The organism is Salininema proteolyticum (assembly GCF_042685645.1).
GTDB classification, from domain to species: domain Bacteria; phylum Actinomycetota; class Actinomycetes; order Mycobacteriales; family Micromonosporaceae; genus Salininema; species Salininema proteolyticum.
Window position 1 is genome coordinate 69960 of the sequence record NZ_JBHUNX010000001.1, and the last position, 25406, is coordinate 95365.

Sequence of the window (25406 nt, forward strand, 5' to 3'; positions counted from 1 at the left end):
TCTGCATTCCCGCATCGTAGGGCGGCAAGGCGAACGACGTTTCGCGGAGGCTTCCTGTCACGATGCCGAGGCGGCTTTCATGGAGCGGGAGAAGCCGCTGAAGCCGAGCAGGATAAAGCCGGCGGCCACGCCCGCGACGGGGGCGGCCACGGCGTCGACGGTCAGGGCGGCGGCCGTGCCCGCGGCGGCGATTCCGACGAGCGTCCAGCCGAGGAAGCCGAACAGCGGCAGGGAGAAGGCCTTGGCGAAAGGGACGAAGTGGACGCCGACGACGAGCACCACCCACAGGATCACCAGGTCGGGCCGTTCGAAGGCGCGGGTGATGACCTGCGCCCCGACGGGTATCGCGATCACCTCGAAGACGACGCACAGCCAGTACACGCGGACGGCGTTGCGGGAGGGCTCCGGAGCCTCGACGGCCGGTCCTGGTTTGAGGACGGCGAACCAGATCACGGCGAGGAACGCGACGGCTCCGGCGACGCGCGTGGCCGTGTCGGCGGGGGAGGGGAAGTCGGCGGCGTTGAGGAGCACGAAGACCGCTCCTCCGATCGCGCCGATGAGGGATCCGAGGCGTTGTCCGTTCACCAGTCCACTGTACGGCGCGGGAACTTCCGCCGTGTCGGCCAGGCGTGCTTCGGCTCCGTGCAGAATGTGGGAGCCGTCGACGCCGCGCGGCGGTGCCCGTTCGGTGCGGAAGTACCGTGGTGTCCATGGGAGATTGGAAGACGCGCCCGGCGGCTCCCGCCGATGTGGACGCGATCGCGGAACTGCGGGCCGAGGTTCTGCGGCCCGATCTGGAGCGCCTTGGCCGGTACGACGAGCAGCGCGTACGCAACCGTCTGCGCAATGGCTTCCAGCCCGAGCACACCTCGGTCATCGAGGTGGACGGCGCCTTCGCCGGCTGCATGGCGCTGCGTCCGGACGGGGATTGCTCCTGGCTGGAGCACTTCTACCTGGACTCGAGTCTTCAGGGGCGAGGCATAGGCGGAGCGGTGCTGCGCGAACTGCTGGAGCGGTGCGACCGCGAAGGGACGACGGTGCGGTTGATCGTCCTGCGGGGCAGTGCGGCCCGGCGCTTTTATGAGCGGCAGGGCTTCGTCTTCGAGTCGGAGGACCCTCTGGACGTGACCATGGTCCGTGAACCCGCCGGGGTCTCGGAAGGCCAGAGCGGCCCCGTCTCGTAGCAATCTCGAGGCGCGCACTTGCGCGCATGCTTCCCTCCGCCGAATCGCAGGACGAGTTTCCCCGGCAAGTATGATGGGCGCATGGACTCCCCATCGCCTTGGCTCGACGATGACCAGCAAGAACTGTGGCAGGCGCTGCTCACTGTCGTCATCGCGCTCCCGGCGGCGCTCGACCGCCAGCTGCAGCGGGACGCGGGCATCTCCAACTTCGAGTACGGGGTCCTGGCGCGGCTGTCCATGGCGGACGGGGGCTCCATGCGCCTCAGCGACCTGGCCCGGGTCAGCGACAGCACCCAGCCCCGCCTGTCGAAGACGATGGACCGCTTCGAGTCCCGCAAGTGGGTCGAGCGCCGACCCGACCCCGAAGACGGCCGCTACACTCTCGCCGTCTTGGCCGACGCCGGCCGACAGAAGCTCGTCGAGAGCGCGCCGGCCCACGCGGCGGAGGTGAAACGACTCGTGTTCGAGCCGCTCGGCCCGGCGCAGCGACGCCATCTCGCGGCCGGTCTCACCCGAATCGCCGCCACCCTCCGCCGGGATCTCGACGGTAGCTGAGCCCGCCTCGACTGGCGTTCGCCGCTCCCGCACCACGAACCGGCCCGCCCTCCGCCGCTGGGCGTCCAACCGCGGCACGGCTCCTCCCTATGACTCATTGCACTTGCCTAGGCAAGTGTTTTCACTTGCCTAGGCAAGTGAAACCCGACTAGGCTATGAGTTGCCTAAGCAAGTCACATTCGATGACAAAGGAGCCGTCATGATCAAACTCAGCATCTTCCTGACCCGGCGTGCGGACCTCACCCACGAAGAGTTCGTGGACTACTGGACGAACAAGCACACCCCGCTCATCGCCGGCCTTCCCGGCGGAGAGGTCCCGGTCCGCCGCTACATCCAGCTTTTGCCCACCGGCGACGAGATTCCCGGAGTGGCCACCGCCCCTTACGACGGCGTCGCCGAAGTCTGGGTCGACGACATCGCCGACGCCGCCGGCTGGTTCACGTCCGACACCTACAACACTCTCGTGGCACCCGACGAGGAGAACTTCATCGACCGCACGAAGACCCGCTTCCTCTACGCGGAAGAGAGCCCGATCTTCGGCTGAGCCCCACCGGCTCGACGCCGGAGCCGTGGCCGCCGCGGTTTCCCGGCTTCGGACCATGACCCCGGCCCCTCCGGCTGGTAAGTTGGCGGACCCGTGCACATGCCGACCAGAGGGATCCGCCCATGAAGACTCTGCACCGGTCCGCCTTCGACAGGGCCGAACGCTACCTGGCCCTGAACGCGCGCCTCATCGACCGGCTGCGATTCGCACGGCTCTTCCACGGCGGCCCCTCCCGGCCGATCCTCGAAGTCCTGCACGGATACCAGAACCCGGACGGAGGTTTCGGCAACGCCATAGAGCCCGATCTGCGGGGGTCCGCGAGCCAACCGGTGCCGGCCTGGGCAGCGTTCCAGGTCCTCGACGAGATCGACGCGTTCGACGATCCGTGCGTCGCCGACGCGTGCGACTGGCTCGAAGCGACGAGCAACCCCGACGGCGGCGTCCCGTGGGTTCTGCCGAGCGTGCGGGACTCCGAACGCGCGCCGTGGTGGCAGCCCGAGGGCGATCCGGCCCCGTCCTCGATCATCGCGACGGGGCTGATCCTCGGGCTCCTGCACCTGCACGGCGTGGAGCATCCGTGGGTGGCCCGAGCGACCGCGTACTGCTGGGACCACTTGTCGAAGACCGGCGAGCTCGGAGCCTACGACGCGCTGGCCGTTCTCGCCTTCCTCGAAGGCGTACCGGACCGGGACCGCGCCGAAACGGAGCTGGAGAGGCTGTCGGACTCCCTGCTGGCCACGGTGGCATTCGACCCGGAGACGCCGGGGCACGTCCACTCGCCGCTCGATTTCGCGCCGAACCCGGACGCCCTGGCACGCGGCCTGTTCGCCGACTCCGACATCGACCGGCAACTGGACCACCTGATCGCGACCCAGAACGACGACGGCGGCTGGGCTCCGAACTTCGCCATGTGGACGCCGGTCGTGGCCCATGAATGGGGCGGCCACTTGACGCTCGCACGCCTGGCGACCCTGCGCGCCTACGGACGGATCGCATAGCGCGGCAGTACAAGACAACGGCCGCGGCATAGGAAACGGCCGGGGGCCTCCTTCTCGGGAGCCCCCCGGCCGCCGTCGCCGGCCGATCCGACGGGGCGGCTGCCGGAATGCCGCCGTGATCGGCCGACGAGGTCTCTCATCGTGGGCTCATCGCCCTTCGGACGACGACACGGGCTCGTCCTCCTCGATCTCCTCGACTTCGCCCCCGCCCTTCTTCCAGCGGTACAGGCCCCAGGCCGTCAGCGCGACGCCCGCGGTCCCGAGCAGGACGATGTCCGCGTCGTCCGCGCCGAGCGCTCCCACCCACTGCTGGACCTGGAAGGAGAACTTGGTGAAGCCCTCCCCGTTGAACAGGGAGGCCGTCCCGTCGAAGACGAGGAACAGCACGCCGATCGCGATGAACATGAGCCCCGAGATGAGGCTGTTGCTGTGGACGTGGAACCGGCCCAGGCTGAGGTTGCGCCCGCGCAGCCATCCGCGGCTGCCCAGGTCGAACCTGTCCCACAGGGCCGCGAGGACGAACAGCGGCAGGGCCATGCCCAGCGCGTAGACGGCGAGCAGCGCCCCGCCCCGAGCGGAGCTACCGGTTGCCGCCAAGGTCAGGACGGCCCCGAGGATCGGCCCGGAGCAGAAGCCGGCGAACCCGTAGACGCTTCCGAGCGCGAAGACCGAGGCCCCGCCGGTGCGCCCGCCGAAGCGGGCCTGGAGCCTCTGCGCGAACCCCGGCGCGAAGCCCTTCCCCGCGATCTGGAGCACGCCGAGCGTGATGAGCGTCCACCCCGCGATGGCGATGAGCAGTCCGCGGTGGCCGTAGAAGAGCCGGCTGACCGCGGCGGCTCCCGCGCCGAGCGGAACGAGCGTCAGGCACAGCCCCAGGTAGAAGACCACGGTGCGGCCCAGGAGCTTGCGCGAACTGGTGAAGGCGTAGCCGAAGAAGGAGGGCACCAGCAGGGCGCTGCACGGGCTCAGCAGCGCCAGGACCCCTCCGACGAAGGCCGCCGCGAATCCTATGTCGCCCATCAGGGAATGGCCTTCTCAATAGTGTCTACGAACGTCTGAGTGGGCTGGGCGCCGAGGATGGGCTGCCCGTTGACCAGGAAGGTGGGAGTGGCGTTGACGCCGATGCCCAGGCCCTCCTGGAAGTCCGCCTCGACGGCCGCTGCGATGTCGTCGCCGGCGCGGTCCTCGTCGAACCGCTCGCGGTCCAGGCCGAGGTCCCCGACGATGTCCGAGATGACCTCGTCGAGCTCCGAACCGGTGTACTTCTCTCCCAGTTCGTAGTAGGCGTTGTGGAACTCCCAGAACCGGCCCTGCTCGCCGGCGGCGAACGCGGCGTGGGCGAGTTTCGTGGAGTCGTCGCCCAGGTAGGGGAACTCGCGCCACTCGATGCGCAGGTCGCCCGAGTCGACGTACGGCATCAGCTCCGGCTTGGTCTCCCGCGACCAGCGGCCGCAGTAGGGGCAGTTGTAGTCGGAGTAGGCGATGAGGACGACGGGGGCGTCCTTCTCTCCCAGCGCCTGGGGGTCGTCGGCCTCCCGGCGCGACAGCTCCTCGCCGAGGTCCGCGTAGGGGTTCTCCTCGGAGGTCTCCGAGGCGGAGTCGGTCTCGTCCTCCCCGTTTCCGCGATTGACGATGACGGCCACGAGAACGGCCAGCACGGCGATGCCGGCCGCGAGCGGTATCCAGGGTTTCCGCCGGGAACGGCGAGATTTGGCGCCCATACACCTCTTCTTTCAGTGATCGATCTGACACTTCTCGCCTACGGAGGATGGTGCAGCCGCGAACGGGCCGCGTCCGACTCGGCGGGCGAGCCGTGCTCCCCGGGCCGCGACAGCGGAGCGCGGGCCCGGCACAGAGGTCAGATGACCGAGGCGCGGACGGCGGGCCGACCCCGATCAAATACTATTAAAGATAGTATAACGTCGAGACCGGCGCGGACGGCAGCCCGCAACTAGAGTGATCAGTCACGTACCCGAGGGAGATCCATTGTCCCGCTTACGAGTACACGGGCGCCGAGGACCCGGCCCCGACGCCCGTTCCGGTCACGTCGCGGAGACGAAATCCAACCGCACCGTCGCGCCGTTCTCCCGCAGCGAGTCGGCCAGCCCCTCGGCGGCCCGGCTCAGCGCGGCGTCGTCGACGGCCGAGGCGCTGATCCTCTCCAAGAGGAACACGACATCGGTCGAGTTCTCGGTCACCTTCGTCCGATCGCAGTCGCGGTGGTTCCACGCGCGCGTCAGAACCTGCTCCCCGGAGGCGTAGACGGCCTCGCCGGGCTTGGGGTTCTCGGCCTTCTCCGGCTCCCCGAGCGGCGTGAACGACTCCGTCCCCGCGGCGAAGCGGACGGACACCTCGGCATCGCCCAGCGCCTTGAGGTCGAACGCTCCAGCGGGGCACCCGGAGGCGACGGACGCCAGGTTATAGGCGTCCACGGCAGGGTGGACGCGCGGCAGCCGCCCCGACTTGGCGAGCCTCCGGCTCAACGCGTCCACACTGGGGCGCAACCGCCTCGGATTGACACCGAACTCCCGGTACGCCTCGTGCCAAGAGGCGATCGGCGCGTCCTGCTCCGAATAGGGCGTCCAGGACTCGTCCGCGAGGGAGTCCTCCATCGCAGCGACGGCCTTGTCCAGACCCGGCCACGGGACGGTCGAGTCCACGCCCGAAGCGGTCAGAACGGCGATGCGGGCCTCGGGAAACCGGGCGGCGACCGCCGGGTCGAGGGTGATCTTCACAGGTTCTCCTTTGCCGTGCCGGTGTGCGGCACAGGGTTGTCCAGGACTCGGTGACGGACCCTCAACCGCGCTCCGTAGCCGTCGGGGTCGGCCTCCATGAGGAGCCGGTGGGCCCGCGCGGTGTTGAAATGCGGGATGGAGGGCCACATGTGGTGCACCGTATGATACCCGTCGCCATGCGGATGGAGGACCAGGCGCTGGAACGGCCCCAGGTTCGAAACGGTGGCGTCGAAGACGGACTCCGCCCCCGGATAGACGTGCTCGGAGGCCTCCGCCGTGAAGCGGATGAGCGGCAGCGCGACGAGGTAGACGGCGGCCAGGACGACGCCCGCGCTCGCGGCGCCCACGGCACCCGCGAGCGCGTATCCGAGGCCGAGCAGCGCGCCGACGTACAGGAGCAGCCCGCCGAGCGCCGGGAGGTGCGCTCCGGTGGACGCGATCCACCCGGCCTGGTAGGCGGGGAACCTGCGCAGCGCGCCGCGCAGGAAGGCGGTCGTGCTGGAGCGGTCGAGGTGGTCGAGGTCGAGTTCGAGGTAGCGTCGGCGGTCGGGGTCGTTCTCCGTGCCGAAGCGCTGGTGGTGCCGGTAGTGGGACTCGCGGTAGCCGGTGATCGGCGATCCGGCCGGGACGGCGGCGAGGAGGAGCGCGGGCCTGTCGTTGCGGGCCTTGCTCCCGTTCGCCCAGTTGAAATGGCTGGCCTCGTGGAGGAGGTTCTCCAGTCCCCGGAGGCTGCGTGCTGAGATGAGCACGGCGGCGAGGGCCGCGGCGACGGCTGCCGGGATGGACAGCGTGGCGGTCACGGCCGTGGCGGCGATGCTCCCCGCGATGAGGGCGTGGTCGGCCAGGGCGGTCGCGATGGTGCGGAGGGTGTTGGATCGGTGCAGTTCTTTGAGGCGGGGTCGGATGCCGGCCGGCGGCTGGTATCCGCGGCGCAGCGGCGCGGGGGCGTATCCCGAGGCCGCCGGAGCGATGGCGGTGGTCATGTGCGATCTCCGTGCGAATAGTGGGTGTATTCGGGAAGTCATGGGGATATGTACGGCCTTGAGCGGCTCAGTCTAGGTTCGAAGGCCTTGTGGCACAACATCATCGTGACCCGCGTCATGGACGCCGGGACGGTTCGCGGCAGGGGCGCCGTCCGTATTGAGTTGCGGTCGGACTTCCGGTACTGTTCCCAACGTGACAGCCACGTACTTCACCGGGCTGCTGCTCGGTTTCGGCCTCATCATCCCCATCGGCGCGCAGAACGTCTTCATCTTCTCCCAAGGGCTCACCGCCGGCATGCCGCGAGCGTTGTGGGCCGTCGTCGCCGCCGGAGTCTGCGACACGATCCTGATCGTCCTCGGCGCGGTCGGCGCCGGGGTGCTCATCTCCAGCGTCCCCGGCCTGCGCGAGATCCTCCTGGTGGGAGGCGCGGGCCTGCTGATCTATCTCGGGGTGAGTTCGCTGCGCGCCAAGGTGAAGGACGAGGAGGAGGCGGCCGACCCGGACGTGGTCTCCGTTCGGGGCGTCCTCTTCAAGACCGCCTCGGTGTCGCTGTTCAACCCGCACGCCATTCTGGACACCGTCGTCATCATCGGGGCGACCATCGCCGCGCAGCAGATGGCCGACCGGATGGCGTTCACCTTCGGCGCGGTGACGGCCTCCTGGGTGTGGTTCCTGGTCCTCGCCGTCGGCGCGGCCATGCTGCGCCAGTTCCTCACTCCCCGCCGGCGCCTCTGGTTCGACCGCGTGTCGGGGCTGATCATGCTCTTCTTCGCCGGCCTGCTGCTGTTCGAACTGGGCAAGTCGCTCGCCTGACCCCGGCCCCGGGACGCGGCGCGTACCGCCCTACCGAGGCCCACGATAGGGCTTCTGACCTGCTACGGCGATGCCACTGTCAGGTTTCGCGGCCCTGCGGGGTCTTCATGGTGAGACCGCACTGAGGAGGAGCCATGAGCGATGGTATCCGAGTCCCGAAAGCCGAGATCACCGGCGTCTTCGGCGCGATGGTGAAGAGGTTCAGCAAGAAGACCCTGGGCTCCGTGCCCGAGGCGCTCGAGGTCATGTGGCATCACCAGGGCGTGCTCAAGTCCAGCATGTCCATGGGGCAGAGGGCCAAGAAGTGGGACGCGTGCGACCTCGACCTGAAGTCCTATGCCCACTTGGCGGCGGCGAGCCTGATCGGCTGCTCGTTCTGCCTCGACTACGGCTATTTCCAGGCCCGCAACGAGGGCCTCGACCTGGCCAAGGCGCGGCAGGTGCCCCGGTGGCGCGAGTCCGACGCCTTCACGCCGCTGGAACGCGACGTCCTGGAGTACGCGGAGGCCATGACGCGGACGCCGCCCGCCGTCACCGACGAGCTGTCCGCCCGACTGCTCGACCGGCTCGGGGCGCCCGCGCTGATCGAGCTCACAGCGTTCGTCTCGTTCGCGAACATGTCCGCCCGCACCAATGTCGCCCTCGGCATCGAGGGCGAGGGTTACGCCGAGGCCTGCGGCCTGGAGCCTTTGGCGGAACCGAGCCGCGTGGACACCGAGAGTTGAACACCGGCCCCGCATCGGACGGTGCGGACCGCCGTTCGCCGTCATAGCGGCGAACTGACCCGCGTCCGATCGGGCGCCGACCCGCCTCACGGCGGCGACCGCCGGTCAGTCCACCGCCGCGAGCTGTTTCGCGCGCGCCCTCAACATCGCGCCGAGAACACTGATACCGGCCACCATGCCGACTCCGTAGATCGCGGTGCCGAATGTGTTCGCTCCCCAAACCTCGCCGGAGCGGATGAACTCGTCGGGGATCCGGCGATCGAGGCAGAGCAGGTACACGACCACCAGCGCCGCCGGAATCGATCCGACCCGCAGCGCCCAACGGGGTTCCCTTGCGGCGGCACGGACCCGCTGCGCTCGCGTCGTCTTGGGGAAGAGGCCCATCTTGGCCCGGTGGTCGGCTGGCTCAGTCATCCACACGATGAGGGCCGTGATCAGAGAGAAGAGATAGAAGCCCAGCCCCACAACAGGGTGGAGCGGCCACCTGGCCGCGACGGCGGCCTCCGAGGGGCTCCGCGCGAGGACGAAGCCGGCTTCGAAGTCCTCGTCATTGAAGATCGCCCACAACTCGACGCATTCGGGACACTCGCGCGGATCGCTCTCCAACGACACCGACGACTCGACGCGCCGGGGCCCGGCGGACGTCTCCACGGTGCCGGTGAAATCGACGGTGTAGGTCGGCCCCATGTCGCCGCGCTGCTTTTCCTCGACGCTCTCGATCGACTCGATCGCGATCCTCTCGCTCGTCGGCGTCCCGTCCGTGAACGCCCGCCAGCGCGGATCGTCGCCCATCGTCCCCGCCACCAGCGCGACACCGGCCATGTTGGCGAGGATCAGGAGGAACTGGCCGACACGGCCGACCTTCGTCGCGTACTTCCACCGCGCCTTCGGATCTCTGCTCGGGGTCGCATCGCTTCCCGCGCTCAGATCCCGCACGCGCCGAACGACCCACAGGACCGGGAAGGCCATGCCGAGGACGATGAGGACGGCGGCGAGGAGTTCCGGGAAGGCGCCACGACCGGAGAGGTACGCGTACAGGTGCAAGGCCACGACGGTGCCGAAGCAGAGGGCGCTCGCGAGGACGAGGACCGGTTCGCGGAGGTTCTTCCGTTCACGGGGATCGTCCATGCGGCTCCTGGGGCGGTGCGTCTTCCAGAGGGTGATCACGATCGTACCGCCTGCCTCCGACGGGGACGCCCATCGTGCGGGTCCTGCCGTCGGCGTTCTCGCCCAACCGCGTCGGGCCTGGCGCAAACCGCGATCACCTCCGTACCCGGAGGTCCCCGGTTCGCGGTGTCCTGTCCGACGCCTACAGTCCACTGTTGACCTATTAAACTCCGGTCGATCGTCGAGGTGTCGACCGTCTTCAGATACCGACTCAACTGCGCGGCGGCGTCGAGCATGGCCACTCCCCTCGAGGTCAATTTCCGCCGCCAGTCCTCCAGCAGCGGTGCCAGTGCCTCGGCTCCGCCGGCGCCCCTGACTTGCCGGACCACCTCGGCTATGTGCTCCAGCGGATAGCCGCCGCGACGGAGCAGGTGGGCGAGTTCGGCGTCGCGGACGTCGGCGGCCCTGAAGAGGCGGTAGCCTGTGGGCCTGTCCCTTCCGGGGGTGAGGATTCCGAACTCCTCCCAGTTGCGAAGCGTCGCCGGAGTGACCCGGATGCGGTGCGCCAGTTCCCCGATGGTGTAGGGCGCGTCGGGCGCAGGCCGATCCGGTCCGTGTCCCGTTTCAGCCGCCAGACTGTCGATCGTCGTCCGCACCGAGTCCAGCGTGCTCCGGTCGCGCATGAGCTGCTCGTGTCCCCGGTCGATGATCATCAGGGCGTCGTCGATGTCGCCGTCGCCGAGTGCGTGCATGATCTCGCCGCCGGTGGCGTGGCCGTAGGCGCGGACCAGGGCGAGAAACGTCCGGAGCGCCGCCGCGTGAGCCTCGGTGTAGACGCGGTAGCCGCTCTTCGTCCGTTCGGCGGGCGGCAGGAACCCGTCGCGTTCGTAGTTGCGGACCGCCTGGGTCGAGAGGCCGTGCTCCCGCGCGAGATCCGTCGGTCGGAGTTTATCCATCGATTGAGACTTTACCGCATTGAATAGCAGTATGAAGTCTGAAAAGTCTCAACCGAGGTTTCAACGATATATTTGAGGCCCTGACACAGGATATTCGAGACTTCGTCCATGGTTCGCACGATCTGGTGGCGCTCGGGGAGCCGGCGCATCATGAGCCGGCCTTCGGGCATGCCCGCAACGAGGTGTTCGCTCGGCTGGTCGAGTGCGGTTTCCGGTCGATCGTGCTCGAGTCCGACCGCGTGGCCGCTCTCGTCGTGGACGACTTCGTCCAGGACGGTGTTGGATCCCTCGATTCGGCCATGCGCGACGGCTTCTCGCACTGGTTCGGCGCTCTCGAAGCCAACCGGGACCTGGTCTCCTGGATGCGCGAGTACAACGTCGGCCGCCCTCCAGAGGACCGCCTGGCGTTTCACGGGATGGACGCGCCGCTGGAGTTCACGGCCGCCAGCCCCAGGAGCGACCTCGAATACGTGCGGGACTACCTGGGGCGCGACGACGACATAGCGAGCCTGGCAGGTGACGACGAGCGGTGGAGCCGTACGGAGGCCGTGTCGGACCCGGCCGAGTCGCCCGGAGAGACCGCAGAGGCTATGAGTCTGCGCGCCATCGCCGATGACATGCTCACGGCGCTGTACGCCCAAGCGCCCGCTCTCATAGCGGGATCGTCGCTCTCCACATGGCGGCGGGCCGAGATTCACGCGACCTCCGCCCTGGGACTACTGCGCTATCACCGGCAGGCCGCGCAGCACATCGAAGACGGCGCAAGGTGGTCGCGTCTGTCCGGTGTCCGGGACGTGCTCATGGCCCGCAATCTGCTCGACATCCGCGATGTCGAGTCCGGCCGAGGTCCCTCGCTGGTTTTCGCCCACAATATCCACCTGCAGCGGGGTCAGAGCCGTATGAGAATGGCGGGCATGGATCTCGCCTGGTTCGGCACTGGCTCCATCGTCGCCTCATTGCTGGGGGAGCGGTTCGCCTTCATCCCCAGCTGCATGGGCCCCGGCGACGGGCTCTTCACTGAGGGGACTGTTCCGGATGCTTCATCAGAACCGGGTCCGGACCGGGCATCGTCGTGGAGGCTCGCTGCGGCCGATGCGGTCGATCCGACCGTCGAGCCGACCGATGCGGCGTCGGCGAAGGACTACTATTCGCTCGACGAGGCGGTCATCGATGGAGCCGATGCAGTCCTGCACGTCAGAAAGCGAACTGGCAGTCCTGCTTAGACTCTGGACGGCCGGGGGGTGAGGGGCTGAGCGTCCCGCGATCGGCCTATCGGCCCAACCTGAGGCGTTGCGGGCGGAGCACTCGACGCATCGGTTCCGGTGCTGGGTTCCGGACCGATCGGTGGTGAACCGGCAGTCCGCGGAAAGTGAGGTGGCTACCGCGGACTTCGCCGTGCCGAAGCGGGCGCGTCGAGTGTCCGGCCGTCGCAGATGCTCCGGCACGGAGGTGGTGTTCCGTTCGTGCCACGAGCATGACCGGTCGATGTTGTGGAAAAGCTGTGGATATGTTGAAAATAGCGCTCGAGCTGGGGAAATGACTGAATGAGGTACTGCCCTCGGACACGGGACTCGCGGGCAGCCAACGGGTTCGGAGGGAGCCGTTCTATTCGCGAGAATCGCGGGCGTCGTCGGATCCGTCCGGGTTGGATTTCCGGGAGCCTCCGCCTCTCTTTGCATCATCGGGATTCAATGCAACAATTGAAAGATTCACTGATGGATAATAGGTATGAATTGGGAAGTGGGACAAGTTCAAAGGGCGATGAGTGCTTGGGGTCGTCATTCTCGTCGCCTGTCGTCCCTGAGGGGATCATAGCTTAAGCACGCTGATTGAATTGGCGTTTTGCCTGAAAGCAATGGCCACAAGTGAAGCGGTGGATGATTTTCCCAAGTGGAGCGCACTGGCCTATGGCCGCGATTGATGCTCATGTATCATGATTCCGCCCGAATGAACCCCTTTTCTCCAAAGGAGTGGTCCACTATGGTCCAACCCCAGCCCCAACCTCAGCCTCCGGTCAAGCAGGGCAACGGCCTTGCGGTCACCGGTCTCGTGCTCGGCATCATCGCCATCGTCTTCGCCATTATCCCGGTCATCGGGTTGATCGCCTGGGTGCTCGCCCCCCTGTCCATCATCTTCAGCGCCATCGGCATCGCCAAGGCCAGCAAGGCGGGCAGCGGCAAGGGAATGGGCATAGCCGGCCTGGTCACCGGCGTCATCGCCCTGGTCGTCTGCATTCTCTGGATGGTGGTCTTCGCCAGCGCGGTCAACGAGGCTTGCGACGACCTCGAAGCCGATACCGGAACCACCTGCGAAGAGCTCGACAAGGAGCTCGACGAGCTTGACAAGGAGCTCGACGAGCTCGAGAACTAACGGACGAGTCCGTTCAGGCCCGGCGCAGACCGCCGGGCCTTTTCCATGCCCAGCTTCGGTTCCGCCGTCAAAGAAGCCCGTAGAACGGCGTTCTGGCGGATACGGCAGCCAACCCGCGACTGCCCCGTCGCGATGAGTTCTCCAGGGCCGCCTCGTCTCCACGGATGGAACTGAACGCCCTCCGAAGGAGCAAGACTTATGACCACCGCCATCAGGGACACTCCCGTCGCCACGACGGACCAGACTCTTACCGACCGTCTGCTCGCCTGCGGCATCGTCGCCGGACCGCTGTTCGTCGGCGCCACGATCGCGCAGATCCCCGCCCGCGAAGGATTCGACCCCGTCATTCACCCGCTAAGCATGCTCAGTCTCGGTGACCTCGGATGGATCCATATCGCGAACTTCATCGTCTCCGGCGTACTGGCACTGGCGGGGGCCGTGGGTCTCCGACGGTTCTTGGCCGGCGGCCCCGGATCAAAATGGGGACCGAGAATGGTCGGCCTGTACGGAATCGCGCTGATCTGGGGCGGCGTGTTCGTCGCGGACCCTGCGTTCGGGTTCCCCGTCGGCACGCCGGACGGAGCCCCGGCGGAACTGAGCTGGCACGGCCTCTTGCACGGGTTCGCCGCCCCCGTCGCAGGGCTCACGTTGCTCGCGGCCTGCCTGATCTTCGCCCGCCGCTTCCGCCGGCAGGGCCAGACCGGCTGGACGGTCACTTGCTACATCGTGCCGGCGGTCTACCTGGCGCTCACCGCGGTCTCGTTCGCGGCCGCCGACTTCCGTTGGATGCTGGCCGGAGGGGCCGTCATCTGGCTCTGGGCCTCGGCGCTGTCCTTTCAGGTCCTGCGCTCCGAGCGATGATCCATCCCCGTTCCTGCGTCAAGGAGAAGGACGGACATGTGAACGCGTTGGTCACCTGTCAACTCGACCCGGAAATGCGGCCCGAGTACGCCTGCGGCAAGGAATCACCCGCTCGGAGATAGGGAATCACCAGCGCGCGGACTCCCCGAAACTGGTCGAGCCGGCCTGGGCACCGTGGTCAGGGACTGCTCCGACCGGCTCGACCAGTACTCTCAGGTCACGCGTCGACCGTCGCGGCCGGAACGAAGTCGTCGACCGTGACGACCTCGTCGCACTGGTCCCGTACCCACTCGTCATGGGTGGCGACGACGACCCCGGCCCCGCTGGAGGCCATGGTCCGGAGGCTGGACACGACCATCGCGGCATTGTCGCCGGCAAGGGCCCCGGTGGGCCTATTCGTACGCGAGGTAGGTGCCGGGGTTGTCGGGTTCTTTGATCGTGAATCGGAGCTGGAGGCCGGCGCGCTCGATCATGTCGACCTGCTGGGTGAACTGCTCATTGGTGATGAAGAGTCGACGCTGGAATTTCCATTCCAGGTCGATCCAGGGCCGGAGTGAGTCCAGCAGTGCGCGGTCGGTTCCGGATGCCAGGTGGGACTTGCGAACCCAGAAGTAGACCATCGCCTCGTAGTCCTCCCACTGTTCGCTTCTGACGGGAGTGATCTCGGACTTGGTGAACATGCCCGCGTTGGGCGCCATGAAGTACACGCAGCCGAGGCACCGCGTTCCGGGCGGGTCCACGACGGTGTAGGTGAATGCCTGCTGGGCCGAGTGCCGTCGCTCGAGTTCTTGCAGGTCCTTGAGGTTGGCGGCCACGGTGAAGTCGTCTTCGGGCCAGGTCGACTGCTCCCATTTGCGGAGGTAGTCCCTGCTCTCCATGACGGCTTCGTAGTCCATCTCGGCATCGCCGGTTGTGATCGGGCGGAGAACGAACTCGTCCGTCGAGAGACCCTGGGGAATGTCGATCTGTAGATCCGTGAAAGGCATGGGGCCATTCTGTGTGGCGCGCGACGTGCGAGTCAATTCGTTTTACGGACCGAGACGCCAGGTATTGGGCTCCTCGGGTGACCTTCCTATCGGCGACCGGCATGGGCTGCCGATAGGTGAAGGCGGCCGTCCGTGTCATCGGTCGATCCCATACTGGCGGTCGGCCCGAGGCCGTGATCAGGCTGCAAGCCTTGATCTGCCATGCCGCCCGAAGCTTCAGGTCGCTAATCGGTCAAAACGCTCAGCGGTACTACTTTGGGCTCGATCATGGACACATCACTAGGTGAAGCGTGCCCGTCCAGGTCGGTCGCGGTGAAGGTGACCTGAGTGATGGACTGGCCGCCTGAGCTCATGCGTGATCCGGTCGTGAAGACGGCGAGTTCACGGTCCGCGTCGTCGGTGAGGTGCCATTCCAGGTCGAATGACCGCCCTGCGCCCGAGGTGTTGGTGACGTCGTATTGGTAGGTGCCGCAGCCGTCGCGGAGTTCGGAATCGATCAGCCGCACCGTCAGCCCGTGCTCGTCCATGTCCCAGCGGGTCTCGGGTTCGGGGTGGTCGGCCAGTCGCCAGGTGCCTCCGAGGCAGTCGTTGTCGAACTCGGCCGGCGGAATGGGAACGGTGTTAGGGGTTCCTGTTGCGGCGCTGGAGGTCAGGAGTGCCATGCCGACTACTGTCGGCGTGACCAGTGCGTGTCGGACTTTCATGAGTACATCGTATGCTCACGTCCGTCCGATCCACGGGTTCCGAGAGTGCGTGTCGCGCTGACTTACTCGGGTGGGTGACCAATGGTTGAGTGTTGACGCAATTACTCGACTGCCCTACGGTGATCCATACAAATGAGTCCCACTCACGGAAAGGCCGTGCCATGCTCCTTTCACGCCGAAGGATTCCCGTCCTTATCGCTACGATCACCTTCGCCCTGGCGGCCACGTTCGCGCTGGGGGCCGCTCCCGCAGACGCTCACCGCGTCGAGGGCAAGTTCTACTCCTCCGGGGGTTACTGCCATTACGCCTTCAAGTCCTCCCACGTCGGGTTCGAATCGGACATCCTCATGACCGCCTGGACCCGGTCGACGTTCAGCATCAACAACATCGACTGCACGGCGTCCGTGCGGATCAAGGGAGACCCGTGGGTCTGGGACCGCGGCAACCCCAACACGGGCACCGTTCGGGCCGAGGACACCGATGTGCGGGGGTGGACCGTTTCGACCTACCACGGCATGTGCGCCACCGGGTGCACCGGAGAAGGCGGTGTCGTCAGGCACTGACCCGAGGTTCCCCCGGTCTCGGAGAGTCCCAGGGACACAGCGATGGAGTAACGTCATGACGTCCACCCTCAGGAACGGATTCCCCCTGTCCCTCATCCTCCTTCTGGCCGGGCTGACCGCATGTTCCGATCAGCCGGTCAGGCAGGAGAACATCGCAGCCGAGACCCTCTACGGCTACTATATGGACAACCATGACGCTCTGGCCGAGCTCGTGGCCGTCGAGAAGCGGTTGGCCGACAAGTGCCTGGAGGAGTTGGGAGTCAAGGACGAGCATCGTCCGGTGGTCGATCCTCCTCCGCAGCGCGATGGCATTGAGGACTACCTGTATAACCCGAGGCGTCCCACTCGGGAAGAGGCGGAATCCATCGGATACCGCGGCGTTTACCAACTCGCCAGTGAGCAGCCCGAGCCCGTGACCGACTCTCTGGACGAAAGGGCGCGCACGGTGTCCATGGCCCTCCGCGATGACCCGGAGGCATTTCGGGATATGGCGGATGACGTCGAGGTGGTTGCCGAGGCGGGTCTCGATCTCGACGTCGTGAACGAGTTCCTTGAGGACAACGCGCAAGGCTGCACCGGTTGGGCGCGGGCTCGTTTCATCGACGACGAAGCGACGTTTCAGGCCTATCAGGACGTCACGGGGAACATCGGCAATACCGCTCATCCGGGGTTCGTCGCAGCCGAGGACGACTGGGCCGGCTGTATGCGTGAGAGAGGGTGGAGCGAGGTCGAGACGTTCGACCATGTCTTCGTTCTGGAAGAGGCCATGCGACTGGGAGAGATGGAATTCGCGGAGTTCGACGAGAAGCAGAGGGACCTGGCCATGACCGACGCGGTCTGCGCGGAACGCCTCGACATCGACGACCGTCTCGATCGTGCCTACGAGGGGACCCTGCGCGACATGGTCGCCGGCGAGGAGGCCCGCTTCTTCAACGCCGCGACGTACTACCGGAACCTGGCGGACGAGGCACGGACAGAGCTCGATTCGTAGAGGAAGCCGTGGTGCGCCTTTCTCATTTCTCCGGCTTGCACACCGTTTGGATATGGTTTAGCTCCCATTCCGTGTCCGACAAATCCACCTTCGATGGAAGCTCGTCCCATGGGACGACAAGTCGGTCGAAGTTGAGAGAGCAGAGGAAGCTCACCTCGTCTCCTTCCTGAAGGGCACCATCAGAGTATTCGACAGGTGTGAGCGAAGCGCGTATCCGACCGGGCTCAGGCGCATAGAACTCCAATCCCTGGCTTGCAGTGTGGGCCTGGAGCTCTGGATAGTCAACGACCTCCAAGTCAAGGTCTCGCCCGAGGCTGATCTTCTCATCGCCGACGCGAAAACTGTAATTCAGTATATAGGGACATTTATCGTCATCGTATCCTTTTCCCTCATTGACGCAGTCGTCGAGGAGGCCCCGTGTGAAATCGTCGACCGCACTCTGTCCGTCCTCCGATAGTGTCAGCTCGGTGATGGGGGAGTTCTCCACCTGTCCTGTGGTGTCGATGCCTGGAGAGTGTCCGTTCTCATCTCCGAGCCGCACTCGAGTCTCCCCGCTCTCGAATAGCGGGGTGAAACGGTTGTCCTCCAGAGGAATGTCGCCGGGGAACACATAGTGGGGTCCCAGGATGCCCTGTAGTGCGGCACCGTTCACCGAGAATCGGCTATCCCAGCCCGGCAAGTCCGGAAGCGGCTCGAGAAGGTCCGAGACCACCCAGCCGGTTTCCGACCAGTCGCCGGAATCGGTGTCGTCTCCGGACCATCGTTCCAGGGTGAAACCGATGGTGAGGACGTCACTGGTCTCATTGTCCTCGACCCGTGCGCGCACGTCGGCCTGATAGCCGTTGCCCTCGCCGGTGCTCCCGACGATGCCGACGCTGTCCACTGTCCAGAGCCCCGTGGAGTCGCCGAGGACCGCGAACGGCTCTTCGAGGGTTTCGGCACTGTCCGTCGACATCCGGACCGCATCCTTTCCACGTCCCTCCTCTATCGCCTCGAGTAGTTCGACGGCGAAGTCACGGGCCTGTTCATCGTCGGTCGGTCGAAGGACGCCGACCCAGAGCTGACGTCCGGCGACGACTAGGAACAGTGCGAGTACGACACCGAAGACGACATAGGGAGCCTCTCTCTTATGGGACTTTGCCGCACGCGGTCGTTCCGGGATGTCGGCAGCGGTCATTGTTCGCACCTCGGGGAGTTGGGGGATGGTCGGTATGGTGTAGCCGAGTGCCATCATACTGTGGAAAGGCAAATCCCCCATGCGCAAGATGCCAGCCTGGTCGAAACGTGCCGACGTCTACGTCGCCCTCACTCCTGTGGTGTTCATAGCGACTCTGGTGATAGCAGCAGTAGAATGGGAGGAGCGGGACGACACCGTCCCGGAGTCCCGGTTCGCCGTTGACACGGATGACTCGTCGGCGGGTGAAGCCCCCGAACCGATCGGTGAAGTGACGGTGGTCGAGTCGGGATGAAGTGACGGTGGTCGAGTCGGGATTCAGCGCGGAGGAAAACGGCTTTGCCGCCGGGGCGATCATCCAGAACTCAGACCCTGAACTGTACGCGCTCGTCAGTTTCGAGTGGGACATGGAAAACGATGCCGGTGAAAGGGTCTCCGGATCACAGTCTCAGTGGGGGTACACGCAAATCACGATCGGGCCGGACGAAGAGCGGACCGTCGGGATCGGGGGCGACGTGACACACGACTTCGATGCGTCGGAGGTCGAGGACGTCGGCGTACCCGTCACCATCTTGGATTGGTACAGCGAAGAGCCGGATACCTATACGGACTTGAATAGCGATGGGTTTCAGATTTCGGAGTGCGGCAACCCAGGGCATGGCAAGGTCCAATGCCGTCTTTCCGGATCTGATGTCGAACCGGGGCTCCCCCTGACGGGATCCGTCGTCTGGTGGGGCGAAAACGGCATTTTGGGAGGGGCACAGATAGCACTCGCCGGTCAGACTTCGCCGGGGGAGTTCTGGCAGTACGTCGAAGTCCACGTCCCCGACGAACTCGCCGACGAGTTCCTTTCGGCCGAGGCCAAAGAGTTCCATCTCGGATGAGCCATCCTCCTGCCTGCCGTCGTTGAGCGGAACCTCGACCCCCGTCGCCTGCGCCTGGGCGGCGTTAGGCCGCATCAGTCGAGGCCGGCGTCGGAACGCGCTTCTATATCGAGTGTGCAGGTGAATCAGTCGTCGTCGGCTTCGAATTGTTTCGGTTCGACGGTGGCGATCTCGTCCAGCATGCCGCGCATGACCGTTTCAGTGCTCCATGCTTCCGTCTGTGTCGCCGCCGGCTCCTGTTCCCATATGGCCAGGACGCCGTCGCGGGAACGGTAGGCGAAGGCGATCTGGATTCGCTCTTGTCGCTGTGGCCCTTCGACCTGCCGGGGCGGTGAGAGTGGCGGTCGGCATCTTCTAGCGGTGGCGGCTTGTCGATGAGGGCGGCCGTCCGGGGAGGGGCCAGTCCAGACTCCTCGGGAAGTCGCTGGTTGATCTCACCGGCGCACTCCTCCACACGGGGTCTCCGAACCAGCTGTGCCAGTTTGCTTGAGCGAACGCCGTTACCACTGCGGCTGGAAGACAACTCGCAAGGCTGCATCGGCTGGGCGCGGGCTCGGTTCATCGACGACGAAGCGACTTTCTTGTCCTATCAGGACGTCACGGGGAACATCGGCAACACCGCTCATCCGGTGTTCGTCGATGCCGAAGGCGATTGGGTCGGCCGCATGCGCGGGAAGGGGCGGGGAGGGGGCGAGAAGTCCGACCACGTCCAAGTATTCGAAGAAGTCATGCGAAGTGCGGAAACGGGTGTGATTTTGCGGGGTGGACTACAGTAATACATATGGACAACTCCCTGACCAACCGGTGCGACGGCGGACTGAGGGTGCTCATGCTGGGGTCGTTCCAGTTGCTGTGCGATGGGAGGCCGGTTCCGGTGCGTGGCGAGCAGGCGACGAAGCTTCTGGCGCTCTTGGCGCTGAAATCCCCGCACCCGGTGGGCATCGACGTCGTCAGGGAGGCGATTTGGGAGGACGATCCGCCGCGGTCCGCCGATCGAATGGTCCAGAACCTCGCGGGGAGGGTGCGGCGCGGACTGGCCGAATGCGGATCGGCCGCGATGAAGACGGGCAAGCGCACCTGGTCTTTGCCCCACGTGGCGACGGACATCGCGGATCTCGACCGTCTCGGTCGGAAGGCCCGGCAGGCCCACCTCTCAGGGCGGCATGAGGCCGAGGCCGACCATTATGTCCAGGCGCTCGGGCTGATTCGAGGTGAGCCGCTTTCGGGCATCTCCGGGGACGTGTTCACCGTGGAGACCGTCCGCGTCAACAGCCTGATCGTCTCGATCCGGGCCGGCTGCGTGGAGGCGCTGGCGGAGACCGGGCAGACTGCCCGAGCACTTCCGCTGGCGGATGAGCTGCTGGCTATGAACCCACATTCCGTGGAGGCCGTCCACGCGGCCATGACCGCACACTACTGCAATGACGACGTCCCCGCCGCCACTGGAATCTTCACCGACTACCGGAACTCGGTAGCCACCGAGACAGGCCTCGATCCGGGGCGCGAACTGCAAAGCCTGCACGCCAAGATCCTCCGGCGTGAACCGATCGCATTCGGAGACGCGAAGGCGACGGGCCATTCGGCGCGGGGAGAGGTCCGGCCGGCGGAGCTGCCTCGGCTGACCGCGAGTTTCACGGGCCGCGAAGAGGAACTCGAGAAGTTGTCGCACCTTTTGGTTCCCGGCGGCCCTCCCGTCGTCGTTTCGGGGCCGGGAGGCATCGGGAAGACGGCGCTGGCGGTGGAGGCCGCGCAAGGCTTCGCCGAGCGGTTCGAAGACGGCCAGATGTACATCGACCTGCGCGGGTTCAGCAGGGAGCGTCCCGTGGAGCCGCAAGAGGCGCTCTCGCGGATGCTGAACTCTCTGGGAGTCGCCACGTCGGTGATTCCCACGGGCATCGAAGCGTCCGCGAACCTGCTGCGCACGAAGCTCGCGGAGCGCTCCATTCTGCTCGTCTTGGACAATGCCCGATCGGAGGGGCAGGTCGAGCCCCTTCTGCCGGGTGCGGGGCTGTCGCAGGCCGTCGTGACGAGTCGGCATCGGCTTCAGTCGCTCCACGTCAGCGCAGGCGCCCGAGCGATGAAGGTCGGACCGCTGTCAACGGTTCAGGCTCAGGACATGCTGGCTCGATTGATGGAGGCCAGGGCCGATGACGCCGCATTGCGGAAACTGGGCCGCAAGAGTGGAGGATTTCCCCTGGCGATCTGTCTGATGGCCTCCAACCTGATACATACCGGAGCGGACGCGATCGAGGCCGCGGCGGAGGAGCTGTCGTCCGGCCAGGGGCGCGAGTTTCTACGGGTCGGCGGGAACCCGGGCAAGTCCGTCGAAGACGCGTTCAACGTGACCCTGCGCGCGCTCGATCCCGATGCACGGAGGTCGGCACTCGAACTGGCCCTCATTCCCGGAGCCGACCTGTCCCAGCCGTTGATCCGGGCCGTTCTGGGGCCTGAGAGCTCGGAGTCCGTCCTCGAATCTCTCGAGGAGGCGAGCCTGATAGACCAGTACAGGTTCCGGCGCTATCGGTTCCATGACCTGGTGCGCGACCACCTGCGCCTCAATGCCGACACGATGGTTCCCTCCGACAGAAAAGAAGAGGTCGCCTGCGCGGTGGCCCGGTGGTACGGGGACAAGAGCCACCTTGACGTGCAGGTCGAGGTGGGGAACATTATGGCCGTCATGGAGTCGTATGCTGAGTCGTTCCCCGTTTGGAAGATTCTGGGCAGGTCCCGGGAGTTCCTGCGGTTGCAGCGTGACGTGACGGTGCTTCGCCCCGTCATCGAGCACGCGTTGAGCGCGGCACGGAGAGCCGAAGATCTGACGGGCCAGGCGGTGATGTGGGAATGGAGGTCCAAGCTTTCCGCCGTCAGGGGAGAAATGGCGGAAGCGGTGCGAAACATATCGCGTGCCAGGGAGTTGATCGACCGGACCTCCGACCCCGTCTGGCAGGCGGAGATCCTGGGCAGCCAAGGCATGGTGATGGGCCAGGCCGGCGACACGGAGTCTGCCCGCGAACTGCTGGAGGCGTCCCTGGATGCAGCTCGGAGGCTGGGAGACGGGGAACTGGTTCTCCACCAGCTGATCTACCTGGCCAATGCCTACCGGAGGAGCGCCCATGTGGATCGGTCGAAGGAACTCCTGAAGGAGGCGCGAAGCGTGGGTGGCACGGTTCGGCCGACCAGGTCGAATGTGCGCCTACGAGAGCTTGCGGAGGAACTGCTTGCGGAGCTGCTGATCGAAACCGGTGAGACGGCTGAGGGAGGGGAGATGCTCGACAGGCTGTTCCGAACTCCCTTTGAGACGGTGGAAGGGCGCGGGCGCACGCTGACCGTCCGTGCTCGTCTGCGGATCAAGATCGGCGACCATGCCGGGGCGTGGTCGGATGCCGAAGAGGCCTATGACATCGGCTCGCAGCACGAGGTGTACATCGTGTTGCGGAGAAGCCAGTTTCTACTGGCAGATCTCGCCGCTGAGGCCGGCGATCTCACCGAGGCCCGATGGTACGCGGACGCTCACGGCGCGGACGGTGCTGAGAATTCCAAACTGTACAGGGCGCGGCGATCGGAGGTGCTCTGCACGATCCTCGCCAGAACCGGTGACATGGAGGCTGCCTTGGAACACGGTAGTACGGCATGCAGTCTCTACGAGGAAATGGCGGAGCGCGTCCTACTGCCGGAAGCACGGAAGCGTGTGGATGAGGCCCTCGCGGTCCTGGCCGAGCAGAAGCGGCTCCGAGACGGCCGTCCTGCCCCACGGTCTTAGGGAGGCACGTCATCCCTCCTCAGCCGAGAACGGAAAGAGCGACTATGGCGACACTGTTAGGGGCGACCGTGATTGCAATATTCCACCAATCGGCACGCCGCTCTACCCACGTTCCGCTGTTCGGTTCGGACTCCGTTCGCCGCCTGTTGATTTCGTTCGCGCATTCTTCCGCGATCGGGTCGCCGTTGGCAGCGTGCCAACTCGACCGGGTGAATGCTGCGCCCCGCAGCGACTTCCCGCTGTGAAGAACGACGACCAGTTCTCCCTCTTCGGAGATCGCCCTCGAAATGAGACTGTAGGCGACACGACGACTTTCCCATGTGTTGACCACTGCTACATGGTCGTCGTGGAGTTCGTACCGGGGGTGTATTAGGCTGAGCCATCCATATGGACACAGGACAATGGAAAACGACAGTGCGACTATCGCATCGTTGGGATCAAGTCTTCGCCCTACGATCTCAACGGCAATGCCGAACACGATCACAATGGTTGTGGCCGTCGATATTCCCACCAAGACTCTGCCGATGACCACGCGGGAACGGCGACGGAGAATCAGGGGTTCGGAGTTCATACGGTGGTCGACATCCCTCACGCTTCCGGAACACAGGTCGAATCGATCGGCCCGACTTCCCAGCCGGCCTGCGACAGATCCTTTCCCTCGTCCGGGAGTTCGTCCCAGGGAAGACTGAAGCTGTCGAAGTTGAGCGAGCAGAGGAAACTCATCTCTTCTTCTTCGGGCAGGTCACCGCCACGGGAGCGCGCGGGCGTGAACTCGACCCGGATACGTCCGGGCTCCGGCGAATAGATGCCCAGGCCGTCATCGTCGGTATGCCCTTGCAGTTCGGGGTAGTCGACCACTTCCATGGAGAGGTCCTCCCCTGGATTCACCTGGTCGTCCCCGGACCGGAGATCGTAACTAAGGGCGACGTAGGGGCACTCGTCCTCGAAGCGGCCCCTCCCTTCGCTGACGCACTCATCGAGCAGGCCTCGTGCGAAGCCGTCGAGTTCCCTTTGCCCGTCCTCCGAGAGTTCGAGGTCGGTGATGGGGGAGTTCTCCACGAATCCGATGGTCTCGATCTCATCGGGGGAGGGTTCGTTCTCGTCTCCGATTCGCACGCGAACCTCTCCCGACTCCAGGAGCGGGCCGAAGCGATTGTCCTGCAGAGCAAAAACTCCGGGGAAGACGTAGAACGGTCCCATATCGCCGGGTGGATCCATTCCGTTCACCGTGAAGCTGCGGTCGAGGCCCGGCAGGCTCGGGAAGGGCTCTAGAAGATCCGAGACCATCCAGCCGGTATCCGACCAGTCGCCGAATTCGGCGTCATTCTCGGTCCATCGATCCAGGGTGAATCCGATGGTGAGTCTGTCGCCGGTCTTCTCGTCCTCTACCATCGCACGTATTTCGGCCGTATAGTCGTCGCCTTTCCCGCTGCTGTGAATGACGCCGACCTTCTCCACTGACCAGAGGCCGGTAGTGCTGCCGAGCAGGGTCAGCGAGTCCGCGGAATGCCCGGAGCCACCCGCGGCCATGCGCACCGCGTCGTCGCTGCGCCCCTCAGCAATGGCGTTGAGGAGTTCGCCGGCAAAGTCTCCGGCCCGTCCGTCGTCGGTCGGTCGTAGGACCTCGGCCCAGAGCTTGCTGCCGGCGACGACCAGGAACAGTGCGAGTACGACGCCGAAAGCGACGTACGGCGCCTTGTTCGCGGGAGCCTTTGCTGCGGGTGGTTCTTCCGGGCTGTCTGCAGCCGTCATTGTTCGCACCTCAGGGAGTTGGGGGATGGTCGGTATGGTGTAGGCGAGTGCCAGCGTACTGTGGAAAGGCAAATCCCCCATGCTCAAGATGCCAGCCTGGTCGAGACGTGCCGACGTCTTTGTCGCCCTCACTCCTGTGGTATTCATCGCGACTATGGTCATAGCGGCCATAGAATGGGGCGAGCGAGACGAGACCATCCCGAAGTCCCAGTTCGCCGTGGAGGCGGACGACTCGTCGACGGATGGAGACCCCGAACCGACCGGTGAGGTGACGGTCATCGAGTCGGGTTTCAGCGCCGAGGGAAACGACTTCGCAGTCGGGGCGATCTTCAAGAACTCGGACCCCGATCTCTACGTGCAGGTGAGTTACGAGTGGGATGTCAAGGACGAGGCCGGTGAACAGATCCCCGGATCACAGGCGCGGTGGAGGAACACGCGTGTCACGGTCGGACCGGGCGAAGAGCAGGCCGTCGGCGTCGGGGGCAACGTGATACAGGACTTTGACGCCTCGGAAGTCGAGGACGTCGGCGTGCCCATCACGAATATGTATTGGTACAGCGAAGAGCCGGACACTTATGTCGACTCGGACGCCGTCGATTTCCGGCTTTCGGAATGCGGCAACCCGGGGAACGGCAAGGTCTGTTAGTGGACGTGCCAAACTCCCCAATGGTGGCCAGTTAGAGTCCCCGCTGGCGGACAGGACTGGGTCCCCACTCACGGACACGAAAATTCCCCACTGTTATCGAATCGTGTTCTGGAT

Annotated in this window: 27 protein-coding genes and 1 pseudogene; 15 read left to right on the top strand and 13 right to left on the bottom strand. The window is 65.6% G+C overall.

From position 1 onward, the window contains the following. Positions 1–57 precede the first annotated feature (57 nt). Complete coding sequence (locus ACFTE1_RS00335) at positions 58–585, bottom strand: hypothetical protein (protein ID WP_380618731.1); 528 nt, start codon at positions 583–585, stop codon at positions 58–60. A gap of 125 nt (positions 586–710) precedes the next feature. Between ACFTE1_RS00335 and ACFTE1_RS00340 the strand changes: the two genes are divergently transcribed. The 4 genes from ACFTE1_RS00340 (at position 711) to ACFTE1_RS00355 (ending at position 3281) form a co-directional block, all read left to right on the top strand. After that, a complete protein-coding gene (locus ACFTE1_RS00340; RefSeq protein WP_380618730.1) occupies positions 711–1184 on the top strand; it encodes a GNAT family N-acetyltransferase in 474 nt (157 codons plus the stop codon). An 81-nt stretch (positions 1185–1265) separates the two neighbouring features. Then, positions 1266–1739 carry a MarR family winged helix-turn-helix transcriptional regulator gene (locus ACFTE1_RS00345; RefSeq protein WP_380618729.1) on the top strand — a complete coding sequence of 158 codons (474 nt, stop codon included), beginning with the start codon at positions 1266–1268 and terminating at the stop codon, positions 1737–1739. A 199-nt stretch (positions 1740–1938) separates the two neighbouring features. Then, positions 1939–2283, top strand: a complete 345-nt coding sequence (locus ACFTE1_RS00350) for an EthD domain-containing protein (protein WP_380618727.1) — start codon at positions 1939–1941, stop codon at positions 2281–2283. Between the two features lie 122 nt (positions 2284–2405). Next, positions 2406–3281 (top strand): hypothetical protein, encoded by an 876-nt coding sequence (locus tag ACFTE1_RS00355; RefSeq protein WP_380618725.1) that lies wholly within the window; start codon positions 2406–2408, stop codon positions 3279–3281. A 147-nt stretch (positions 3282–3428) separates the two neighbouring features. Here ACFTE1_RS00355 and ACFTE1_RS00360 read toward each other — a convergent pair whose 3' ends face one another. The 4 genes from ACFTE1_RS00360 to ACFTE1_RS00375 all read right to left on the bottom strand — a co-directional run bounded on the left by ACFTE1_RS00360 (position 3429) and on the right by ACFTE1_RS00375 (position 6999). Then, on the bottom strand, positions 3429–4301 hold the full coding sequence (locus ACFTE1_RS00360) for a cytochrome c biogenesis CcdA family protein (protein ID WP_380618723.1): 873 nt from the start codon (positions 4299–4301) through the stop codon (positions 3429–3431). Then, the gene (locus tag ACFTE1_RS00365) at positions 4301–5002 is read right to left on the bottom strand and encodes a DsbA family protein (protein WP_380618721.1); all 702 of its coding nucleotides are present in this window, start codon (positions 5000–5002) and stop codon (positions 4301–4303) included. Before ACFTE1_RS00365 ends, ACFTE1_RS00360 begins: the two co-directional genes overlap by 1 nt. A gap of 321 nt (positions 5003–5323) precedes the next feature. After that, a complete protein-coding gene (locus ACFTE1_RS00370; RefSeq protein WP_380618719.1) occupies positions 5324–6016 on the bottom strand; it encodes a B3/B4 domain-containing protein in 693 nt (230 codons plus the stop codon). After that, the gene (locus ACFTE1_RS00375; RefSeq protein ID WP_380618717.1) at positions 6013–6999 is read right to left on the bottom strand and encodes a fatty acid desaturase; all 987 of its coding nucleotides are present in this window, start codon (positions 6997–6999) and stop codon (positions 6013–6015) included. Before ACFTE1_RS00375 ends, ACFTE1_RS00370 begins: the two co-directional genes overlap by 4 nt. A 193-nt stretch (positions 7000–7192) precedes the next feature. Here ACFTE1_RS00375 and ACFTE1_RS00380 point away from each other — a divergent pair, with 193 nt between their 5' ends. Both ACFTE1_RS00380 and ACFTE1_RS00385 read left to right on the top strand, forming a co-directional pair. Further along, positions 7193–7813, top strand: coding sequence for a LysE/ArgO family amino acid transporter (locus tag ACFTE1_RS00380; RefSeq protein ID WP_380618715.1), 621 nt, complete (start codon positions 7193–7195; stop codon positions 7811–7813). Positions 7814–7947: 134 nt separating this feature from the next. Continuing rightward, complete coding sequence (locus ACFTE1_RS00385) at positions 7948–8538, top strand: carboxymuconolactone decarboxylase family protein (protein ID WP_380618713.1); 591 nt, start codon at positions 7948–7950, stop codon at positions 8536–8538. Between the two features lie 105 nt (positions 8539–8643). On the opposite strand, the gene ACFTE1_RS00390 is transcribed toward ACFTE1_RS00385, so the two are convergent. Both ACFTE1_RS00390 and ACFTE1_RS00395 read right to left on the bottom strand, forming a co-directional pair. Next, on the bottom strand, positions 8644–9666 hold the full coding sequence (locus ACFTE1_RS00390) for a hypothetical protein (protein WP_380618711.1): 1023 nt from the start codon (positions 9664–9666) through the stop codon (positions 8644–8646). Between the two features lie 227 nt (positions 9667–9893). Beyond that, a pseudogene (locus ACFTE1_RS00395) lies at positions 9894–10601 on the bottom strand (TioE family transcriptional regulator); the annotation flags it as partial. 125 nt (positions 10602–10726) lie between these two features. Here ACFTE1_RS00395 and ACFTE1_RS00400 point away from each other — a divergent pair. The 3 genes from ACFTE1_RS00400 to ACFTE1_RS00410 all read left to right on the top strand — a co-directional run bounded on the left by ACFTE1_RS00400 (position 10727) and on the right by ACFTE1_RS00410 (position 13832). Beyond that, positions 10727–11824 carry an erythromycin esterase family protein gene (locus tag ACFTE1_RS00400; protein ID WP_380618709.1) on the top strand — a complete coding sequence of 366 codons (1098 nt, stop codon included), beginning with the start codon at positions 10727–10729 and terminating at the stop codon, positions 11822–11824. Positions 11825–12581: 757 nt separating this feature from the next. Next, positions 12582–12971 (top strand): hypothetical protein, encoded by a 390-nt coding sequence (locus ACFTE1_RS00405; protein ID WP_380618707.1) that lies wholly within the window; start codon positions 12582–12584, stop codon positions 12969–12971. 198 nt (positions 12972–13169) lie between these two features. Continuing rightward, entirely contained in the window at positions 13170–13832 is a 663-nt protein-coding gene (locus ACFTE1_RS00410; RefSeq protein WP_380618705.1) for a DUF998 domain-containing protein, read from the top strand. A 217-nt stretch (positions 13833–14049) separates the two neighbouring features. On the opposite strand, the gene ACFTE1_RS00415 is transcribed toward ACFTE1_RS00410, so the two are convergent. The 3 genes from ACFTE1_RS00415 to ACFTE1_RS00425 all read right to left on the bottom strand — a co-directional run bounded on the left by ACFTE1_RS00415 (position 14050) and on the right by ACFTE1_RS00425 (position 15522). Beyond that, positions 14050–14190 (bottom strand): hypothetical protein, encoded by a 141-nt coding sequence (locus ACFTE1_RS00415; RefSeq protein ID WP_380618703.1) that lies wholly within the window; start codon positions 14188–14190, stop codon positions 14050–14052. A 34-nt stretch (positions 14191–14224) separates the two neighbouring features. Further along, positions 14225–14818, bottom strand: coding sequence for an N-acetyltransferase (locus ACFTE1_RS00420; RefSeq protein ID WP_380618701.1), 594 nt, complete (start codon positions 14816–14818; stop codon positions 14225–14227). Between the two features lie 224 nt (positions 14819–15042). Next, positions 15043–15522: a hypothetical protein gene (locus ACFTE1_RS00425; protein WP_380618699.1), complete on the bottom strand. Its 480-nt coding sequence runs from the start codon at positions 15520–15522 to the stop codon at positions 15043–15045. A gap of 161 nt (positions 15523–15683) precedes the next feature. Here ACFTE1_RS00425 and ACFTE1_RS00430 point away from each other — a divergent pair, with 161 nt between their 5' ends. Further along, a complete protein-coding gene (locus ACFTE1_RS00430) occupies positions 15684–16085 on the top strand; it encodes a hypothetical protein (protein ID WP_380618697.1) in 402 nt (133 codons plus the stop codon). Between the two features lie 55 nt (positions 16086–16140). Beyond that, positions 16141–17076, top strand: a complete 936-nt coding sequence (locus ACFTE1_RS00435; protein ID WP_380618695.1) for a hypothetical protein — start codon at positions 16141–16143, stop codon at positions 17074–17076. A gap of 22 nt (positions 17077–17098) precedes the next feature. Here ACFTE1_RS00435 and ACFTE1_RS00440 read toward each other — a convergent pair whose 3' ends face one another. Continuing rightward, positions 17099–18253: a hypothetical protein gene (locus ACFTE1_RS00440; protein ID WP_380618693.1), complete on the bottom strand. Its 1155-nt coding sequence runs from the start codon at positions 18251–18253 to the stop codon at positions 17099–17101. 79 nt (positions 18254–18332) lie between these two features. On the opposite strand from ACFTE1_RS00440, the gene ACFTE1_RS00445 reads away from it, so the two are divergent. The 3 genes from ACFTE1_RS00445 (at position 18333) to ACFTE1_RS00455 (ending at position 22894) form a co-directional block, all read left to right on the top strand. After that, the gene (locus ACFTE1_RS00445; RefSeq protein ID WP_380618691.1) at positions 18333–18545 is read left to right on the top strand and encodes a hypothetical protein; all 213 of its coding nucleotides are present in this window, start codon (positions 18333–18335) and stop codon (positions 18543–18545) included. A 7-nt stretch (positions 18546–18552) separates the two neighbouring features. After that, positions 18553–19134: a hypothetical protein gene (locus tag ACFTE1_RS00450; RefSeq protein ID WP_380618689.1), complete on the top strand. Its 582-nt coding sequence runs from the start codon at positions 18553–18555 to the stop codon at positions 19132–19134. Positions 19135–19915: 781 nt separating this feature from the next. Continuing rightward, complete coding sequence (locus ACFTE1_RS00455; RefSeq protein WP_380618687.1) at positions 19916–22894, top strand: AfsR/SARP family transcriptional regulator; 2979 nt, start codon at positions 19916–19918, stop codon at positions 22892–22894. Between the two features lie 19 nt (positions 22895–22913). Here the strand turns inward: ACFTE1_RS00455 and ACFTE1_RS00460 are convergent, their stop codons facing one another. Both ACFTE1_RS00460 and ACFTE1_RS00465 read right to left on the bottom strand, forming a co-directional pair. Further along, positions 22914–23465: a hypothetical protein gene (locus ACFTE1_RS00460; RefSeq protein WP_380618685.1), complete on the bottom strand. Its 552-nt coding sequence runs from the start codon at positions 23463–23465 to the stop codon at positions 22914–22916. Positions 23466–23482: 17 nt separating this feature from the next. Next, positions 23483–24733 (bottom strand): hypothetical protein, encoded by a 1251-nt coding sequence (locus ACFTE1_RS00465; RefSeq protein ID WP_380762534.1) that lies wholly within the window; start codon positions 24731–24733, stop codon positions 23483–23485. Between ACFTE1_RS00465 and ACFTE1_RS00470 the strand changes: the two genes are divergently transcribed. Next, positions 24726–25292: a hypothetical protein gene (locus ACFTE1_RS00470; protein ID WP_380618681.1), complete on the top strand. Its 567-nt coding sequence runs from the start codon at positions 24726–24728 to the stop codon at positions 25290–25292. The two genes, ACFTE1_RS00465 and ACFTE1_RS00470, sit on opposite strands and share 8 nt — an antisense overlap. The last annotated feature ends 114 nt before the right edge of the window (positions 25293–25406 follow it).

Coding starts and splice junctions, on each gene's coding strand:
- ACFTE1_RS00340 (WP_380618730.1), top strand. CDS start 711: ATGGGAGATTGGAAGACGCGCCCGGCGGCTCCCGCCGATGTGGACGCG.
- ACFTE1_RS00345 (WP_380618729.1), top strand. CDS start 1,266: ATGGACTCCCCATCGCCTTGGCTCGACGATGACCAGCAAGAACTGTGG.
- ACFTE1_RS00350 (WP_380618727.1), top strand. CDS start 1,939: ATGATCAAACTCAGCATCTTCCTGACCCGGCGTGCGGACCTCACCCAC.
- ACFTE1_RS00355 (WP_380618725.1), top strand. CDS start 2,406: ATGAAGACTCTGCACCGGTCCGCCTTCGACAGGGCCGAACGCTACCTG.
- ACFTE1_RS00360 (WP_380618723.1), bottom strand. CDS start 4,301: ATGGGCGACATAGGATTCGCGGCGGCCTTCGTCGGAGGGGTCCTGGCG.
- ACFTE1_RS00365 (WP_380618721.1), bottom strand. CDS start 5,002: ATGGGCGCCAAATCTCGCCGTTCCCGGCGGAAACCCTGGATACCGCTC.
- ACFTE1_RS00375 (WP_380618717.1), bottom strand. CDS start 6,999: ATGACCACCGCCATCGCTCCGGCGGCCTCGGGATACGCCCCCGCGCCG.
- ACFTE1_RS00385 (WP_380618713.1), top strand. CDS start 7,948: ATGAGCGATGGTATCCGAGTCCCGAAAGCCGAGATCACCGGCGTCTTC.
- ACFTE1_RS00390 (WP_380618711.1), bottom strand. CDS start 9,666: ATGGACGATCCCCGTGAACGGAAGAACCTCCGCGAACCGGTCCTCGTC.
- ACFTE1_RS00405 (WP_380618707.1), top strand. CDS start 12,582: ATGGTCCAACCCCAGCCCCAACCTCAGCCTCCGGTCAAGCAGGGCAAC.
- ACFTE1_RS00410 (WP_380618705.1), top strand. CDS start 13,170: ATGACCACCGCCATCAGGGACACTCCCGTCGCCACGACGGACCAGACT.
- ACFTE1_RS00415 (WP_380618703.1), bottom strand. CDS start 14,190: ATGGTCGTGTCCAGCCTCCGGACCATGGCCTCCAGCGGGGCCGGGGTC.
- ACFTE1_RS00420 (WP_380618701.1), bottom strand. CDS start 14,818: ATGCCTTTCACGGATCTACAGATCGACATTCCCCAGGGTCTCTCGACG.
- ACFTE1_RS00425 (WP_380618699.1), bottom strand. CDS start 15,522: ATGAAAGTCCGACACGCACTGGTCACGCCGACAGTAGTCGGCATGGCA.
- ACFTE1_RS00430 (WP_380618697.1), top strand. CDS start 15,684: ATGCTCCTTTCACGCCGAAGGATTCCCGTCCTTATCGCTACGATCACC.
- ACFTE1_RS00435 (WP_380618695.1), top strand. CDS start 16,141: ATGACGTCCACCCTCAGGAACGGATTCCCCCTGTCCCTCATCCTCCTT.
- ACFTE1_RS00440 (WP_380618693.1), bottom strand. CDS start 18,253: ATGACCGCTGCCGACATCCCGGAACGACCGCGTGCGGCAAAGTCCCAT.
- ACFTE1_RS00445 (WP_380618691.1), top strand. CDS start 18,333: ATGCGCAAGATGCCAGCCTGGTCGAAACGTGCCGACGTCTACGTCGCC.
- ACFTE1_RS00455 (WP_380618687.1), top strand. CDS start 19,916: ATGGACAACTCCCTGACCAACCGGTGCGACGGCGGACTGAGGGTGCTC.
- ACFTE1_RS00460 (WP_380618685.1), bottom strand. CDS start 23,465: ATGAACTCCGAACCCCTGATTCTCCGTCGCCGTTCCCGCGTGGTCATC.
- ACFTE1_RS00470 (WP_380618681.1), top strand. CDS start 24,726: ATGCTCAAGATGCCAGCCTGGTCGAGACGTGCCGACGTCTTTGTCGCC.